12 protein-coding genes are annotated in these 15,156 nt (G+C 67.3%); 7 read left to right on the top strand and 5 right to left on the bottom strand.

Annotation, left to right across the window (positions count from 1 at the left end; all coding sequences use genetic code 11):
• The first annotated feature begins 30 nt into the window (after positions 1 to 30).
• Genes QU603_RS02225 through QU603_RS02215 form a run of 3 tightly spaced genes read left to right on the top strand, consistent with a single transcriptional unit; the run spans position 31 to position 4,112 of the window.
• Entirely contained in the window at positions 31 to 2,517 is a 2,487-nt protein-coding gene (locus tag QU603_RS02225; protein WP_308492875.1) for a glycosyl hydrolase family 95 catalytic domain-containing protein, read from the top strand.
• Positions 2,511 to 3,497, top strand: coding sequence for a LacI family DNA-binding transcriptional regulator (locus QU603_RS02220; RefSeq protein WP_308492874.1), 987 nt, complete (start codon positions 2,511 to 2,513; stop codon positions 3,495 to 3,497). The genes QU603_RS02225 and QU603_RS02220 overlap by 7 nt, the downstream gene beginning before the upstream one ends.
• A 9-nt stretch (positions 3,498 to 3,506) precedes the next feature.
• Positions 3,507 to 4,112, top strand: coding sequence for a YesL family protein (locus tag QU603_RS02215; protein ID WP_308492873.1), 606 nt, complete (start codon positions 3,507 to 3,509; stop codon positions 4,110 to 4,112).
• 95 nt (positions 4,113 to 4,207) lie between these two features.
• Here QU603_RS02215 and QU603_RS02210 read toward each other — a convergent pair whose 3' ends face one another.
• The 4 genes from QU603_RS02210 to QU603_RS02195 all read right to left on the bottom strand — a co-directional run bounded on the left by QU603_RS02210 (position 4,208) and on the right by QU603_RS02195 (position 9,542).
• Positions 4,208 to 5,959 (bottom strand): type 2 periplasmic-binding domain-containing protein, encoded by a 1,752-nt coding sequence (locus tag QU603_RS02210; protein ID WP_308492872.1) that lies wholly within the window; start codon positions 5,957 to 5,959, stop codon positions 4,208 to 4,210.
• Between the two features lie 30 nt (positions 5,960 to 5,989).
• A complete protein-coding gene (locus tag QU603_RS02205) occupies positions 5,990 to 6,910 on the bottom strand; it encodes a carbohydrate ABC transporter permease (protein ID WP_308492871.1) in 921 nt (306 codons plus the stop codon).
• A gap of 10 nt (positions 6,911 to 6,920) precedes the next feature.
• A complete protein-coding gene (locus QU603_RS02200; protein ID WP_308492870.1) occupies positions 6,921 to 7,910 on the bottom strand; it encodes an ABC transporter permease in 990 nt (329 codons plus the stop codon).
• Positions 7,911 to 8,105: 195 nt separating this feature from the next.
• Positions 8,106 to 9,542 carry a GH1 family beta-glucosidase gene (locus QU603_RS02195; RefSeq protein WP_308492869.1) on the bottom strand — a complete coding sequence of 479 codons (1,437 nt, stop codon included), beginning with the start codon at positions 9,540 to 9,542 and terminating at the stop codon, positions 8,106 to 8,108.
• A 177-nt stretch (positions 9,543 to 9,719) separates the two neighbouring features.
• Between QU603_RS02195 and QU603_RS02190 the strand changes: the two genes are divergently transcribed.
• A complete protein-coding gene (locus tag QU603_RS02190; protein ID WP_308492868.1) occupies positions 9,720 to 10,685 on the top strand; it encodes an acetylxylan esterase in 966 nt (321 codons plus the stop codon).
• 40 nt (positions 10,686 to 10,725) lie between these two features.
• On the opposite strand, the gene QU603_RS02185 is transcribed toward QU603_RS02190, so the two are convergent.
• On the bottom strand, positions 10,726 to 11,769 hold the full coding sequence (locus QU603_RS02185; RefSeq protein ID WP_308492867.1) for a LacI family DNA-binding transcriptional regulator: 1,044 nt from the start codon (positions 11,767 to 11,769) through the stop codon (positions 10,726 to 10,728).
• A 161-nt stretch (positions 11,770 to 11,930) separates the two neighbouring features.
• On the opposite strand from QU603_RS02185, the gene QU603_RS02180 reads away from it, so the two are divergent.
• The 3 genes from QU603_RS02180 (at position 11,931) to QU603_RS02170 (ending at position 15,122) form a co-directional block, all read left to right on the top strand.
• Positions 11,931 to 13,232 carry an ABC transporter substrate-binding protein gene (locus QU603_RS02180; RefSeq protein WP_308492866.1) on the top strand — a complete coding sequence of 434 codons (1,302 nt, stop codon included), beginning with the start codon at positions 11,931 to 11,933 and terminating at the stop codon, positions 13,230 to 13,232.
• An 82-nt stretch (positions 13,233 to 13,314) separates the two neighbouring features.
• The gene (locus QU603_RS02175) at positions 13,315 to 14,253 is read left to right on the top strand and encodes a carbohydrate ABC transporter permease (protein WP_308493917.1); all 939 of its coding nucleotides are present in this window, start codon (positions 13,315 to 13,317) and stop codon (positions 14,251 to 14,253) included.
• The gene (locus QU603_RS02170; RefSeq protein WP_308492865.1) at positions 14,253 to 15,122 is read left to right on the top strand and encodes a carbohydrate ABC transporter permease; all 870 of its coding nucleotides are present in this window, start codon (positions 14,253 to 14,255) and stop codon (positions 15,120 to 15,122) included. The genes QU603_RS02175 and QU603_RS02170 overlap by 1 nt, the downstream gene beginning before the upstream one ends.
• Positions 15,123 to 15,156: the final 34 nt, after the last annotated feature.

Genomic DNA, 15,156 nt, shown 5'->3' with positions numbered 1-15,156 from the left:
TTTCAACAATCAGACCATATACTAGCTTTTGTGCTGCCGTCCACGCCGAGCCGCGATGCTCTTCACACACTGCGATACTCGGGCGCCGCCGAGGTCTGGACCGATGCTCTGCCGGTGGGCAATGGCACCCGCGGCGCGCTGTGCGCGGGGCGGGTCGGCGGCGAGCGACTGTGGCTGAACGACATCACCGCATGGTCGGGGCCGGCCCCCGCAGGCCCAGCCACCGTGGACCCCGCATCCCTCGGCCCGCAGGCCCTGGCAGCCGTGCGAGCGGCGATCGCCCGCGACGATCCGGCCGAAGCCGAGCGGCTGCTGCAGCACCAGCAGACCCCGTGGGTGCAGGCGTACCTGCCGCTCGCTCACCTCGACGTCGCCGTGCACACCGTGCCCGGCCGCGACGCCGACACCCCTCCTGATGCCGCGCCCCGGCCCGACACCGCCGCCGACACCGACACCGGCGCCGAGTGCCGTCGACGCCTGGATCTGCGCACCGGCATCGCGTCGCTGCGCTACCGCGTCGACGGGATCGAGGTCTGCCACCAGACCTGGGCCGACGTCCCCACCGGCGCTCTCGTGCATCGCATCACGGCAGACGAGCCGGTCGCGGTGAGCGCGACGGTCGACTCGCTGCTGCCGCCAGACGCCCCCACCCGTGAGATCGACGGCGACGCGGTGGCCACCTGGCTGCTGCCGATCGACGTCGCGCCGGGGCACGAGCATCCACCCGAGCCGATCCGGTACGACCCCGACCACGGGCGCACGGGCGCGGTCGCGATCCGCTCGACAGGCCGGCTGTCGCAGGACGGCCGGCTGCGGCTGGAGCCTGCCCGCGTGCACCTGCTGATCATCGGCACCGCCACCTCGGCAGGACTGCCCGGCGACGAGGCCATCTCCAACCCTCACGTCGACGAGGGGATGGATGCCGCCTCCCGGGCGCGCGCCGTGCTCGAGGCCGCCGCATCCGCCCTCGCCGACCCCGCCTCCGCACACCGCGCCCACGCCGCCGCGCATGCGGAGCTGATAGACCGGTGCGCGCTCGAGCTGCCCGGGCCCGCCGACGCCGCCGACCTCGACACCGACGACCGCGTCGCACGCGCACAGACGCGGCCGGACCCGGGGCTCGCGGCGCTCGTCTTCCACTACGGCCGGTACCTGCTGGCGGCATCCTCGCGCGGCACGGCCCTGCCCCTCACACTGCAGGGCCTGTGGAACACCGAGCTGCCCGGCCCCTGGTCGTGTGCGTACACGACCAACATCAACCTCGAGATGGCGTACTGGCCCGCCGAATCCACCGGGCTGCCCGAATGCCACGAACCGCTGCTGCGCTTCGTGGAGCGGGTGGCCACCGGCCCCGGGGCCGAAGTCGCACGGCGCTGGTACGGCGCCGACGGCTGGGTCATGCACCACAACAGCGACGCATGGGGGCATGCCGGACCGGTCGGGGCCGGACACGGCGACCCCGCGTGGGCGGCCTGGCCGATGGGCGGCGTGTGGCTCGCACTGCACCTGTGGGAGCGCTACGCCTATGGGCGCGACAGGGCCTTTCTGCGCGAACGCGCATGGCCGGTGCTGGCGGCCACCGCGCAGTTCGCGCTGTCGTGGATCCAGACCGACGGCCAGCGGGCGTGGACCAGCCCGTCGACGTCGCCTGAGAACCCGTTCGTCGGTGCCGGAGGGTCCGAGCGCGCAGTGACCACCACCGCGACGATGGACGCCGCGCTGCTGCGCGGACTCGCACGCGATTGTGCGGATGCGGCCGACGCGCTCGGCCGGGACGACCCGTGGGTCGGCGAGCTGACACGCCTGGTGGCACTGCTTCCCGAACCGGCGATCGATGCGGCCGGCCTCATCGAAGAATGGATCCCGCCGCACCGGGCGGTGGACCCGCACCATCGGCACCTCTCGCACCTGGTCGGGCTGTTCCCTCTCGCGCAGATCACACCCTGCAGGACACCCGAGCTCGCCGAGGCCGCCGCCGCCTCGATCACGGCGCGCGGCCTGGAATCGACCGGATGGGCACTGGCCTGGCGCGCGGCGATGTGGGCGCGCCTGGGCGACGGCGAACGCTTCGCACAGCACATCGAGATGTCGCTGCGCCCGGTGGACGCCGGTGCACGCGACGGCGGCTACGGGCAGCGCGGCGGTGTGTACCGCAACCTGTTCAGCGCGCACCCGCCGTTCCAGATCGACGGCAATCTGGGCGTGACCGCGGCCATCGCCGAAGCACTCCTGCAGTCGCACGACGCAGTGATCCGCGTCCTGCCGGCGCTGCCGCCCGGCTGGCCCGACGGACAGGTGCGCGGTCTCCGAGCCCGAGGCGGGGTGCGCGTCGATCTGCAGTGGAGCGGCGGGCGGATCCGCAGCATCCGGCTGCGACGCGACGCGATCGCCACCAACGCTGCCGCCGACGACACAGCCCACACAATAGAGGTGCACGCACCTGGCCTGCCCGCCCACCACCTGGCGCTGCGGCCGGGAGCGGACATGCTTCTGCAACCGAAGGAGTCTGCATGGTGACCATCGCCGACGTCGCACGCGCGGCCGGAGTGTCGATCTCGACCGTGTCATACGTGATGAGCGGCAAGCGCACCATCTCGCAGGAGACGCAGGACCGCGTGACGCAGGCCATCGCCGATCTGGAGTACAGCCCGCACGCCAGCGCGCGGTCACTGGCGTCACGCTCGACGAACGTGATCGGACTGCAGGCTCCCCTGCGGTCCGGCGTCGACGTGCACGTCGTGATGCAGATCGTCGGGGGCGTGGTCACCGAGGCGCGCGCGAACCACTACGACATCCTGCTGCTGACCGGCGACGATGCCGCAGGGCTCAGCCACGCCGCGCGCGCATCGATGGTCGACGGACTGCTCGTGATGGACATCGAGTCGAACGACCCGCGCATCCAGACCCTCGAGGGTCTGGAGATCCCGTCGGTGCTCATCGGCCTGCCTGCCGGGGCGGACTCCCTGGTGTGCGTGGACTTCGACTTCGAAGCGGCCGGCCGGCTGGCCGCCGAGCGGCTGGCGGAACTCGGCCACCGCCGCATCGCGCTGTTCGGCGCACCCGCCGAGGTCATGGACCGGCATACCTCTTATGCCGACCGACTCATGCGCGGGTTCCTCGACGGCTGCGACGAGCACGGCCTCGTCGGCAGCGTGCATGCCTGCCCGAGCGGCGCCGAAGCCGGCGCGGTCGTCGATGCGGTGCTGAACGCCGACGCCGAGCTGACCGGCATCCTGATCCACAACGAAGGCGCGCTGCCGCACATCGCGGCACGGCTGAACGCCACCGACGGCCCGGCCGCCGCGCGCGAGCCGGCCGTGATCGCACTGTGCCCCGCCGAGATGGCGCAGGCGGTCGCCGGGCTCGCCGACAGCATCGCGATCCCCGCCGAGCAGATCGGCGCGGCGGCCGCCGACGCGCTGCGGGCCCTGCTGGCCCACCAGAACCCGGGCAAGGTGCTGCTGCTGCCGCCGACGCTCGCCTCGCGCGTCGGATAGGGTTCGGTCGTGCAGATCGACCCGAACGGCAAGACCCTGCAGGGGGTGACGACGTTCCTGGCGTTCGTCGCGCTGAACCTGCTGTACCTCGTGTGCTGCATTCCGATCGTCACGGTCGGGGCGGCCACCAGTGCCCTGTACGAGGTGACGATCCGCTACAGCGACGACGAGAGCGGCCACCCGCTGAAGGACTTCTTCCCGGCCTTCGGACGCAACGCGGCCCGCGCGTCGCTGCTGTCGCTGTTCCTGCTCGTGCCGTTCGCGCTGCTCGCCTTCAGCGCCGTCTTCTGGTGGTTCAACCAGAACGCGCTCGGGGCCGCCGGCGCGGTGATCGCCGCGCTGGCAGCCGTCTACGTGTTCATGGCCTGGATGTACGCGATGGCCCTGGTCTCGTGGTTCGACGCCGGGCTGAGGCAGACGCTGAAGAACTCCCTGCTGCTGCCGGGCGCCGAGCCCGCCCGCACGTTCGGGATCATCCTCATCCCGGTCGCGCTGCTGTGCATCACCCTGCTGTTCCCGCCTTTCGTGGTCATCCTGGCCACGGTCGGCTTCTCGGTCGGCGCCTACGCCACGGCGTTCCTGTTCCGCAGCGTGTTCGCGCGCCACATCTCCTGATCGGGATGCCGCGACCGCTCACCACCGCCCCAGAGCACGACGACGGGCCCGGAGCACATGCCCCGGGCCCGTCGTCTCGATCGGTCAGCGGATGATCACTTGAACGCGGCCGCGACGGCGATGCGCTGGTCGTTCTGCTGCTTGGCGTTGTCCATGTCGACCTTCAGCACCTTCGCGTAGCCGAGACCGTTCGCCTTCGAGATCAGTTCCTTCTGCAGGTGGGCGAACTCCGCGTCGTCCTTGGCGAAGGACATCTGCCACGAGTACTGCACGATGATCGACTTGATCTGGTTGCGCAGCGTCTCGATCTCCGAGCTGTCGGTGGGCGCCGTATAGCTCGCACCCGCCCCGACCAGCAGCTCCTTGTTCTTCTGCAGATACTCCATCGTGGAAGTGGCATCCCCCATGTGCTCAGACCAGTCGGTCGACAGCGGGGTCTGCGTCAGCTTCTGGTAGCTCGGCCAGGCCTTGTAGTTGAACGGCAGCTTCGTGGCCGGGTCGATGTCGTTGGGCAGCACGGCGCTGACGTTCAGAGCCGAGGTGCCCTTGATGTAGTCACCACCGCCCCACTGCGCCGGCACATCGGCGGTGCCGCTCAGGAACACCTTCTTGCCGAAATCGGTCAGCTCAGGCTTGCCGTCGCTGCCCATGTCCCAGGTCAGTCCCTCCGGGCCGGCGGCCCCCATGGTCTGGCTGTTGTTGGTGTAGGTGCCCTCTGTCGAGTAGAGCCAGTCGATGAACGCCGCGATGCGCTCGGGGTCCTTGGCCTTCGAGCCGATCGCGAGCACCTGCTGACCGCCGTAGGCGGCCGCGCCGTACGAGAACACCTTCATGTCCTTCAGCGGCGCGATCTCGAAGCCTCGGCCGGCCTTCATGTTCGCCTCGGTGTTGTACGCCGACTGCCCCAGCCACGGCCAGAACGAGAACAGCACCTGACCGTTCTGGTACTTCGAGAACAGCGTGTCATAGTTCTGCGTCGTCGACTCGGGGTCCATCAGGCCCATCTGGTTGGCCTTGTCGAAGAACGCAAGGGTGCGCATGTACTCGCCGTCGGGGTCGAGGATGCTCTGGTAGTCCGAGCCGTCGGCCTTGGCCAGCACGAAGCCCATCTCGTCATAGCCGTAGAAGCACGTGGGCTGCTTGGCGTTGTTCATCATGTTGCCGTCCCAGTCCTTGAACAGGGAGATGGCATACGTCTTCTTGCCGTTGGGGGCGGTGGGCTGCTCCTCCTGCATCTGCTTGAGCACGGGCAGCAGATCTTCGAGCGTGTCGATCTGGGGGTAGCCGGCCTGCTTGTACAGATCCCAGCGCAGGAACGGGCCGAAGGTGGGGTCCAGTCCCTCGGACGGCTCGGTGGGCTTGATCGAGGAGACCTGCGTCGGCAGACCGTAGATGCCCTTCTTGCCCTCGTTGATGTTCTGGGTGGCCTTGTCGAACTCGGCCACGTTCTTCATCGCCTTGTAGTACGGCGTGATGTCCGAGACCAGGCCGCCCTTGACCAGTTCGTCGAGCTTCTGGCCCTTGTCGGTGACGATCAGGTCGCCGAGGTCGCCCGCTGCGACCCGCGTGTTGTACAGCGTGTCACCGCCACCGGCGACGTTGGGGGCGATGATGTTCAGCTTCATGTTGAACTTGTCTTTGACGAGCTTGGCGAACCAGCCCTGCTGCACGCCCATGTAGTTGGCCAGGCCGTCGAACACGTCGATCGTGATCTCTTTGTCCCACTTCGTGGGAAACGTGGTGACGGCAGCCTTGTCGGAGGTCGTCGTGCTGGCACTGCACGCCGACAGGAGTCCGGCCGCGAGCAGGCCGACGGCGAGGACCGCCACCTTCCTCTTCAGCTTCATTGCATTCCTTTCTGGTGGGACCGGTCGCCGTCAACCCTTGACGGCGCCCAGCATGATGCCCTTCACGAAGAAGCGCTGGAACAGGGGGTAGATGAAGATGATCGGCAGCACCACGATCACCGACACGGTCATGCGGATCGACGTGGGCGTCTGCGACGTCGCCGCCGAGACGATCGACGACAGGTTGCCGCCGGCGTTCTGAGCCGCCTGGGCCAGGCTGTTGGCCTGGTTGATGAACATGTACAGGAGGTACTGCAGCGTGTACAGACTCTGATCGGTGACGTAGATCAGCGTGTCCTGAAAGCTGTTCCACTGGGCGACCGCCGAGAAGATGGCGACCGTCGCCAGGATCGGCGTCATGTTCGGCAGGTAGATGCGGAAGAAGGTCTGCACGATGTTCGCGCCGTCGACCTCGGCGGCCTCCTGCAGCGACTCCGGCATCGACTCGACATAGGTCTTGACCAGGATGATGAAGAACGGCTGCACGATGAACGGCAGCACGTACACCCAGAAGTTGTTGGTCAGGCCGAGGTTCTTCATGATGATGAACACCGGGATCAGGCCCGCGCTGAAGTACATCGTGACGATCACGAACCGGTACCAGAACCGGCGCCCCCACATCTTGCTCTGCGTGAACATGAACCCCAGGAACGCCGAGGCGAGCACCGTGGCCGCGGTGCCGATGACGGTGCGGCCCACGCTGACGACCGCCGCCATGGGCAGACCGTCCAGCTGGAACACTTCTTTGTAGTTGTTCAGGTGGAAGCCCACCGGCAGCCAGCGCACGTCGCCCAGCGCCGAGACGTCGTTCGCGCTGACCGAGTTGATGATCAGGTAGTAGAACGGGTACGCGCAGAGGAACACCAGCAGCAGGAACATCGCGTAGTTCACGATCGTGAAGACCATGTCACCCGGGCGGCCGCGGCGCACCCCTGTCGAGACGCTTGTCATCTTCGCCTCCTCAGACGATCGAGGTGCCGCGAACGCGCTTGGCGATCGTGTTGACGGTGAACAGGAGGACGACCGAGATGATGCTCTTGAGCATGCCGATCGCGGTGGCCATCGACAGGTTGTTACCGGTCATGCCGATGTTGTAGACGTACAGATCGAGCACTTGGATGTGCTCTTTGTTGAACGCGTTCTGGAACACGAAGTACTGCTCCATGCCGTTGTTGAGCAGGTTCGCCACCGACAGCAGCAGCAGCACGAGATAGGTCGGCATCAACTGCGGCACCGTGATGTACCACATGGTCTGAAAGCGTCCGGCCCCGTCGATGCGCGCCGATTCGTACAGCGACTGGTCGATGCCGGCGATGGCGGCCAGGTAGATGATGGCGCCCCATCCCAGCCCCTTCCAGATGCTCCACAGCGTCATGGTCAGCCACACGTGCTGATCGGTGTCGAGGAACTTGATGGGCGCGGTGATCAGGCCGGAGTCGGTGAGGATGCTGTTGACCAGGCCGCTGCTGGAGAACAGCGAGAAGGCGATCATGTAGACGAGCACCCACGAGATGAAGTTCGGCAACGTGGTCAGGGTCTGCACGGCATTGCGGAACCAGGGCGTGCGCACCTCGTTGAGGAACACCGCGAAGGCCAACGGGAGGACGGAGGTCGCGATCCCGAGGAAGCTGATGGCCAGCGTGTTCTCCAGCACCTGGGCGATCTGGGCGAGCTGAGTGGGAGAGCTGACGAGCATCTCGAACCATTGCAGCCCGACGAACTCGCTGCCGGACAGACCCAGTGCGGGCTTGTAGTCGAACAGCGCGTAGATCCACCCGTAGAGCGGAAAGTACGAGAACAGGAACACGAGCACCAGGAACGGCACGATGCACCAGAACATGCCGTACGACCTGCGGCCGCCGGCTCGCTTCTCACGCTGGTGCCGCTTGCTCTGACCGGTCTGCTCGAGCTCGGTGGCGGCCACCTCGGGCAGGACGGCTGAGACCGTCATCGCGCACCCGCCACGTGCCGCCGGCAGTCCGCCTCATGTCGCAACATGTCACTCCCTTGTGTGCTCGAGCTCACCGTCGACTTCTCACTGCCGACGTCTCGCTGTCGAACCGCTTCGATTAAAGAAACCACGCCCTCGGCGTTTCGTCAATTCGGGTGAGGTAACGCGAGCGTAACGATCGCTGTCACCCCCATGTCAGTCCGGCAGCACACTCGTCGTGGCGAGCGAGCGATACCAGGCCCCGGAGTCCTTGACGATGCGTCGCTGGTCGTCGAAGTCCACGCGTACGATGCCGAACCGCTTGGCGTAGCCGTAGCCCCACTCAAAGTTGTCCAGCAGCGACCACACGAAGTAGCCCCGCAGATCGACGCCGTCTTCGATCGCGCGATGGGCCGCGGTCAGATGTCGACGCAGATAGTCCACGCGCTCGGTGTCGTGCACGGCGCCGTCGGCTGCGACGACGTCATCGAACGCCGCGCCGTTCTCGGTGATCATCAGCGGCTGGTCGGGGAACGCGTCGCGCAGCCCGTGCAGAAGCTCCAGCAGCCCGTCGGGGGCGATGTTCCAGCCCATCGCCGTGTGCGGCCCGGGCTGTTCGACGAACTCGACCACCTCGTCGCTGCCCGGCCAGGCAGTGCCGCCCTGAGCCGGTTTGTGACCATCGCCGGCCTGACGGTGCGTCAGCCCGTCCCACATCCGCACCGTGTTGGTGGAGTAGTAGTTCACGCCCAGCACGTCCACCCGCTGGTGGATCTGCGCCAGATCGCCGTCCTGGACGAACCCCCAATCGGTCAGCGCCGCGGTGTCGGAGATCAGGTCATCGTCGTAGACGCCGCGTAGCATCGGACCGGTGAACACGCGGTTGCCGACGGCGTCGATGCGGCGCACGGCTTCGGCATCACCGCGCGCGACGTGCAGGTTGAGGGTGACCGAGTACTCGGGAGCCCCGGTCGAGGCCGTCCGCAGCGCCTGGATCGCACGACCGTGCGCCAGGTTCAGATGGTGCGCGGCGGCCAGGGCGGCCGCCGGCTCCTTCCGACCGGGCGCGTGGCCGCCCTGTCCGTACCCGAGGAACGCCGTGCACCACGGTTCGTTCAATGTCGTCCAGGTGTGCACGCGGTCGCCGAGGGCTGCCCCCAGCACTCCCGCGTAGGCCTCGAACGCGTCTGCGGTCGCACGCACCGGCCAGCCCCCGGCATCCTCCAGCGTCTGGGGCAGGTCCCAGTGGTACAGCGTCGCGACAGGGCGGATGCCGCGGGCCAGAAGACCGTCGACGAGGCGCGAATAGAAGTCGATGCCCGCCTGGTTGACCGCACCGGTGCCGGCAGGCATGATGCGCGGCCAGGCGATCGAGAACCGATAGGCGTTCAGACCCAGGTCCGCCATGAGATCGAGGTCCTGCTCCCAGCGGTGGTAATGGTCGCACGCCACGTCACCGGTGTCGCCGTTCCACACCTTGCCGGGCGTGTGGCTGAACGTGTCCCAGATCGACGGGCTGCGGCCGTCTTCGTCTGCAGCGCCCTCGACCTGGTAGGCCGCCGTCGCCGATCCGAAGGTGAATCCGGACGGAAACGACAGACCTGAATCACGGAAGTCCGCGCTACGGGTGCGGGGTGAGACTTCGTCGCTCACGTTTCTCCACTCGTCGTGATGTCGATGCCGGCACGGTCGTCGTGTCGGCAGGTCGGGGCAGTGCATCATCGAATCATCGAAGCGTTTCGATGCGCTGTACGCAAGAATAAGCCGAACCGTGCAGCCACCGCAACCCCCGCCGAGCGAAGAGCGGTTCCGGTCGTGTACGGTGACCTCGTGCCGCTGACCGATCTCACCCTCGACGAACTCCGCACCTTCCGACCCGACGTCGCCGAGCCCGACGACTTCGACGCGTTCTGGCGTCGAACGCTCGACGAGGCGCGCGCGCAGGCGGCGCCGCCGACGCTGGATGCCGCAGACTCGCCCATCACGCAGCTGGTCATCGAAGACCTCGCCTTCAGCGGGTTCGGCGGCGAGCCGATCCGCGCCTGGGTGACCCGCCCCCGCACGACCGACCGGCTGCCCACCGTCATCGAGTACATCGGATACAACGGCGGCCGCGGCATCCCGGGCGAACGCCTGCAGTGGGCGGCGGCAGGCTACGTGCACATCCTGATGGACACGCGCGGTCAAGGCAGCGGCTGGGGCACCGGCGGCGACACTCCGGACCCGCACGGGTCGGAGGGTTCGGTGCCCGGTTTCATGACCCGCGGCATCGGGGCGCCCGACACGTACTACTACCGGCGTCTGTTCACCGACGCCGTGCGGCTCGTGGACGTGGCCGCCGACCTGCCGTTCGTCGACCCGGCGCACATCAGCGTCACCGGCGGAAGCCAGGGCGGCGGCATCACTCTGGCCGCGGCCGGCCTGCACGAGGCAGTGTCCGCGGCGATGCCCGATGTGCCCTTCCTCTGCCACTTCCGCCGATCGGTCGAGCTGACGCCCGGCCACCCTTTCCGCGAGATCGAGCAGTACCTGGCCGTGCGCCGCGACCAGGTCGAACGCGTGTTCCAGACCCTGTCGTACTTCGACGGCGTCAATTTCGCGCGTCGCATCCACGCGCCGGCGCTGTTCTCGGTGGGCCTGATGGACGGCACTGTGCTTCCGTCCAGCGTCTTCGCCGCCTACAACCACTGCGGGTCCGACGACAAGGCGATCGAGGTGTACGCGTTCAACGGCCACGAAGGCGGCCAGCTGGAGCAGTGGCGCCGTCAGACGCAATGGCTCACCGCGCGTCTGTGACCGCGCGGCTCGGGGTCTCGCACACATCCGTACCGTGCGCTCAGTCGCGCGGCGCGGGGCCCGTGCTCTGACGTATCACCAGATGAGCGGGCAGGTGCACGTACTGCTGTTCCGGTTCGCCGCGGCGCAGCATCTCGACGACCATCCGCAGCGCCTGCGCGCCCATGTCGTGCAACGGCTGGGCGACCGTCGTCAGCTGCGGGGTCGTGCCGGCAGCCTCGGGCACGTCGTCGAAGCCGACGACCGACAGCTCTTCGGGAACCCGGATGCCCATCTCGTGGGCGACTTCGAGCACGCGCACGGCCGACAGGTCGTTCGCCGCGAAGATCGCCGTGGGACGATCGGGCAGGCTCAGCAGCTCACGGGCTGCGATGGTGGTGGGCTTGCTCCAGTACGCGCCCTCGCGCACGAGTTCGGGGTCGAAGGGGATTCCCGCCTCGGCCAGCGACTCGCGGTACCCACGCTCGCGCAGCACCGCCGACAGCAGATCGCCGCGGCCTGCCACGTGCGCGATGCGCCGGTGGCCGAGCTCGATCAGGTGCCGCGTCGCGATGCGCGCGCCCTCGATGTTGTCGGTGTCCACGGCGGGCACGTCCCCGGTGCCGGCGTGCGGGTCGATCGCGACGACGGGGATCGACGCACCCGGCAGCCGGACGGTCGGGGTGACGATGATCGCCGCGTCTACGAGCGTCCCCGCCAGCCGCGACAGCGACCGGCGCTCCCAGCCGACCCAGTTCTCATCGGTGAGTGCGCCCGCATACGCCAGCAGCTCATACCCGGATCCGACGGCGGCCGACGAGATGCCTTTGAGAAGCTCGGTGGAGAACGGCTCGAACCCGGCCACCAAGATGCCGATGACGTTCGTGCGATGGCTGCGCAGACTGCTGGCCACCAGCGAGGTCTCATAGCCGAGCTGTTCGATCACGGCCGAGACCTTCTCGATCGTGCTCTGGGCCACGCCGTAGCGTCCGTTGGCAACTTTCGAGACCGTCGCGACAGAGACCCCGGCGACCCGGGCCACGTCGTGGATCGTCGCTCGTGCAGGCACAGTGGGGCGTATATAGCCGGAGGTCACGAGCGTCACGCTACCTCACGATGGTGCGGCGACCGTGTAGTCACGACATTTCATGTTAAACGGTGTCGAAAACGTTATCGAAAACGTTTGACAAGAGGTGCTGGAGCGTGGCAACCTCGCTGTTGCGGCAGACCCGTACGCCGTTCCCAAGAGATGAAGGAGTCTCCACGATGAAGAGCAAAGTTCGCGGCGCGACATTTGTCGCGCTGGCCGCGGGCGTCGCCCTGGCCGCTGCCGGCTGCTCCGGCAGCACGGGTGGCAACACCGGCGCCGACGGCGGCACGACGACGCTGACGGTCTGGCAGAACAGCACCACCGGGCCGGGCCAGCAGTACTGGGTCGACGCGGCGAAGGCGTTCCACGAGGCCAACCCCAAGGTGACTGTCAAGGTGCAGTCGATCCAGAACGAACAGCTGGACGGCAAGCTGCAGACGGCACTGAACTCCGGCAACCCGCCGGACGTGTTCCTGCAGCGCGGCGGCGGCAAGATGGCCGCGATGGTCAAGGCCGGCCAGGTCATGGACATCACCGACTCGGTCTCGGCCGACACGAAGCAGGCGATCGGCGCAGGAGCCCTGAAGGCCGAGTCGATCGACGGCAAGGTCTACGCGATGCCGCTGGACGTGCTGCCTGAGGGCCTGTTCTACAGCAAGGACCTGTTCGACCAGGCCGGCATCACCTCCACCCCCACCACGATGGACGAGTTGAACTCCGCCATCACCGCGCTGAAGGGCAAGGGAGTGATCCCGGTCGCCGTCGGCGCCAAGGATGCGTGGCCCGCAGCGCACTGGTACTACAACTTCGCGCTGCGCCTGTGCAGCGAGCAGACCCTGGACCAGACGGCCAAGACCCTCGACTTCAGCGACCCCTGCTGGACCGCGGCAGGCAACGAGCTGAAGAAGTTCAACGACTCCAAGCCGTTCCAGCCCGGCTTCCTGACCACTTCCGCACAGCAGGGCGCCGGCAGCTCGGCAGGCCTGGTGGCCAACCACAAGGCGGCGATGGAACTCATGGGCGGTTGGGACCCGGGAGTGATCGCCTCGCTCACCCCCGACCAGAAGCCCCTGCCTGACCTCGCCTGGTTCCCGTTCCCGACAGTGGCCGGTGGCCAGGGTGACCCCGCAGCCATCATGGGCGGCGTCGACGGGTACTCGTGCTCGGCCAAGGCCCCCAAGAAGGCCTGCACCGACTTCCTGAACTTCCTCGTGACCCAGAGCCAGCAGGAGGCCTACTACAAGGCCTTCAACTCGCCGCCGGTCAACCTCGAAGCGCAGAAGATCGTCACCGAGCCCTACCTGAAGGACCTCATCGCCGCCTACAACAAGGCGCCGTACGTCTCGCAGTACCTCGACACCCTGTACGGGCAGAACGTCGGCAACGCTCTGAACGTCGCCGTCGTGAACCTGATGGCAGGCAAGGGCTCGGTCGCCGACATCATCACGGCGGTCAACCAGGCTGCAGCCAAGGGCTGACCGAACGATGAGTAGAACCCTGGGCGAGAAGGCCGGGACGCTTCCTGCTCAGGAGCGCACGCGGTCGGCCGAGAGCACCCCGATGCCCTCGGCCGACCGGCGCCGCGGAAAGCGTGCCGCCGCATGGCGTACCCGCATGGAGATCACGGTGCTCTCGGGCCCTGCGATCATCGTGTTCCTCGGCTTCGTGATCTTCCCGGTCGCGATGGCCGCCTACTATGGCTTCTTCAACTGGCAGGGCTACGGGCCGGCCACCGACTTCGTCGGACTGAAGAACTACGTCGTCATCTTCACGGATCCGACATTCCTCGAAGCCCTCACGCACAACGGCGTGATCCTGGTCCTGTCGCTGGTGATGCAGGGACCGCTCGCGATCCTGCTCGCGCTCCTGCTGAACCAGAAGATGCGCGGTCGCACCATCATCCGCGTGCTGATCTTCGTGCCGTATGTGATCGCCGAGGTCATCGTCGGCACCGGGTTCAGCCTCATGCTGCAGACCAGCGGCGCGATGAACGCGCTGCTGAAGAACATCGGCCTCGGATTCCTCCAGGCCGACTGGCTGGCAGACCCGGCCATCGCCATCTGGACGCTGATGTTCATCCTGACGTGGAAATACATCGGCTTCGCCGTCATCCTGTTCCTCGCGGGCCTGCAGGGCATCCCCACCGAGCTGTTCGAGGCCGCCGCGATCGACGGTGCGTCGTACTGGCAGATCCAGCGGCGCATCACGCTGCCGCTGCTGGGTCCCACGGTGCGCATATGGGCGTTCCTGTCCATCATCGGATCGCTGCAGCTGTTCGACCTCGTGTACATCATCTGGGGTCAATACGTCGCCGGCGTGGCCGGCACATCGACGATGGCCACCTACATGGTCACGAACGGCCGTGACGCCGGAAACTTCGGCTACGGCAACGCGGTCGCCGTCGTGATCTTCTTCATCTCCCTGATCATCGCGCTGATCTACCAGCGCTTCGTCCTGCGCCGCGATACCGCCGGCGCACTCACCGAAGGGCGCAAGTGATGTCGGCCACGACTTCGATCGTCACCCGCGGTCGACACCGCGAGAAGGAACGACTGCAGTGGGGCAGCCCCGCCGTCTACTTCATCGCTCTGGTGCTGGTGGCCGTCTGCCTGGCACCCGTGCTGTACATCGTGATCGGCGGGTTCCGCACCAACGCGCAGATCACGACGAACCCTGCCGGCCTGCCCAACCCGTGGGAGTTCGGCAACTACCTCGACGTGCTCACCAGCGACGTGTTCTGGCTGCAGGTCGGCAACTCGCTGATCGCCGCCGCCTTCACCACCGCGGGAGTCGTCGTGCTGGGGCTCATGGTCAGCTATGTGCTGGCGCGCTACCACTTCCGCGGACGCGGGGCGATGTACGCCCTGTTCGCCGCCGGTCTGATGTTCCCGATCACCGTGGCCATCACTCCGCTGTACATCCTGGTCAAAGACCTGGGCCTGATGAACAGCCTGGCCGGGGTCATCCTGCCGCAGATCGCCTTCGCGTTGCCGACGACCGTGATCATCCTGGTGCCGTTCCTGCGTGCGATCCCCGACGAGATCGAAGAGGCCGCCGCGATCGACGGCGCGGGCCGACTCGGCTTCTTCTTCCGCATGGTGCTGCGCTTGGCGGTGCCCGGCGTGGTGACGGTGGGCATCCTCGCGTTCATCGGCAGCTGGAACAGCTACCTGCTGCCGCTGTTCATCCTGAACGACGCATCCACCTACACACTGCCGCTGGGCGTGCAGGCCTTCTCGTCCCAGTACTCGGTCGACACCGCCCGCGTGCTCGCCTTCACCTCGCTGGCGATGCTCCCGGCACTACTGTTCTTCCTCGTCTTCCAGCGCCGCATCGTCGGGGGCCTGACCGGCGCGGTCAAGGGCTGACGAGACGTCCGACACCATCACGACAGGACCACAG

This window comes from Microbacterium terrisoli, assembly GCF_030866805.1.
GTDB classification, from domain to species: Bacteria; Actinomycetota; Actinomycetes; order Actinomycetales; family Microbacteriaceae; genus Microbacterium; species Microbacterium terrisoli.
The sequence above is the reverse complement of the archived record's forward strand: the minus strand, read 5'-3'. Positions and strand labels throughout refer to the sequence as shown.

Coding starts and splice junctions, on each gene's coding strand:
- QU603_RS02220 (WP_308492874.1), top strand. CDS start 2,511: ATGGTGACCATCGCCGACGTCGCACGCGCGGCCGGAGTGTCGATCTCG.
- QU603_RS02210 (WP_308492872.1), bottom strand. CDS start 5,959: ATGAAGCTGAAGAGGAAGGTGGCGGTCCTCGCCGTCGGCCTGCTCGCG.
- QU603_RS02205 (WP_308492871.1), bottom strand. CDS start 6,910: ATGACAAGCGTCTCGACAGGGGTGCGCCGCGGCCGCCCGGGTGACATG.
- QU603_RS02200 (WP_308492870.1), bottom strand. CDS start 7,910: ATGACGGTCTCAGCCGTCCTGCCCGAGGTGGCCGCCACCGAGCTCGAG.
- QU603_RS02180 (WP_308492866.1), top strand. CDS start 11,931: ATGAAGAGCAAAGTTCGCGGCGCGACATTTGTCGCGCTGGCCGCGGGC.
- QU603_RS02175 (WP_308493917.1), top strand. CDS start 13,315: ATGCCCTCGGCCGACCGGCGCCGCGGAAAGCGTGCCGCCGCATGGCGT.
- QU603_RS02170 (WP_308492865.1), top strand. CDS start 14,253: ATGTCGGCCACGACTTCGATCGTCACCCGCGGTCGACACCGCGAGAAG.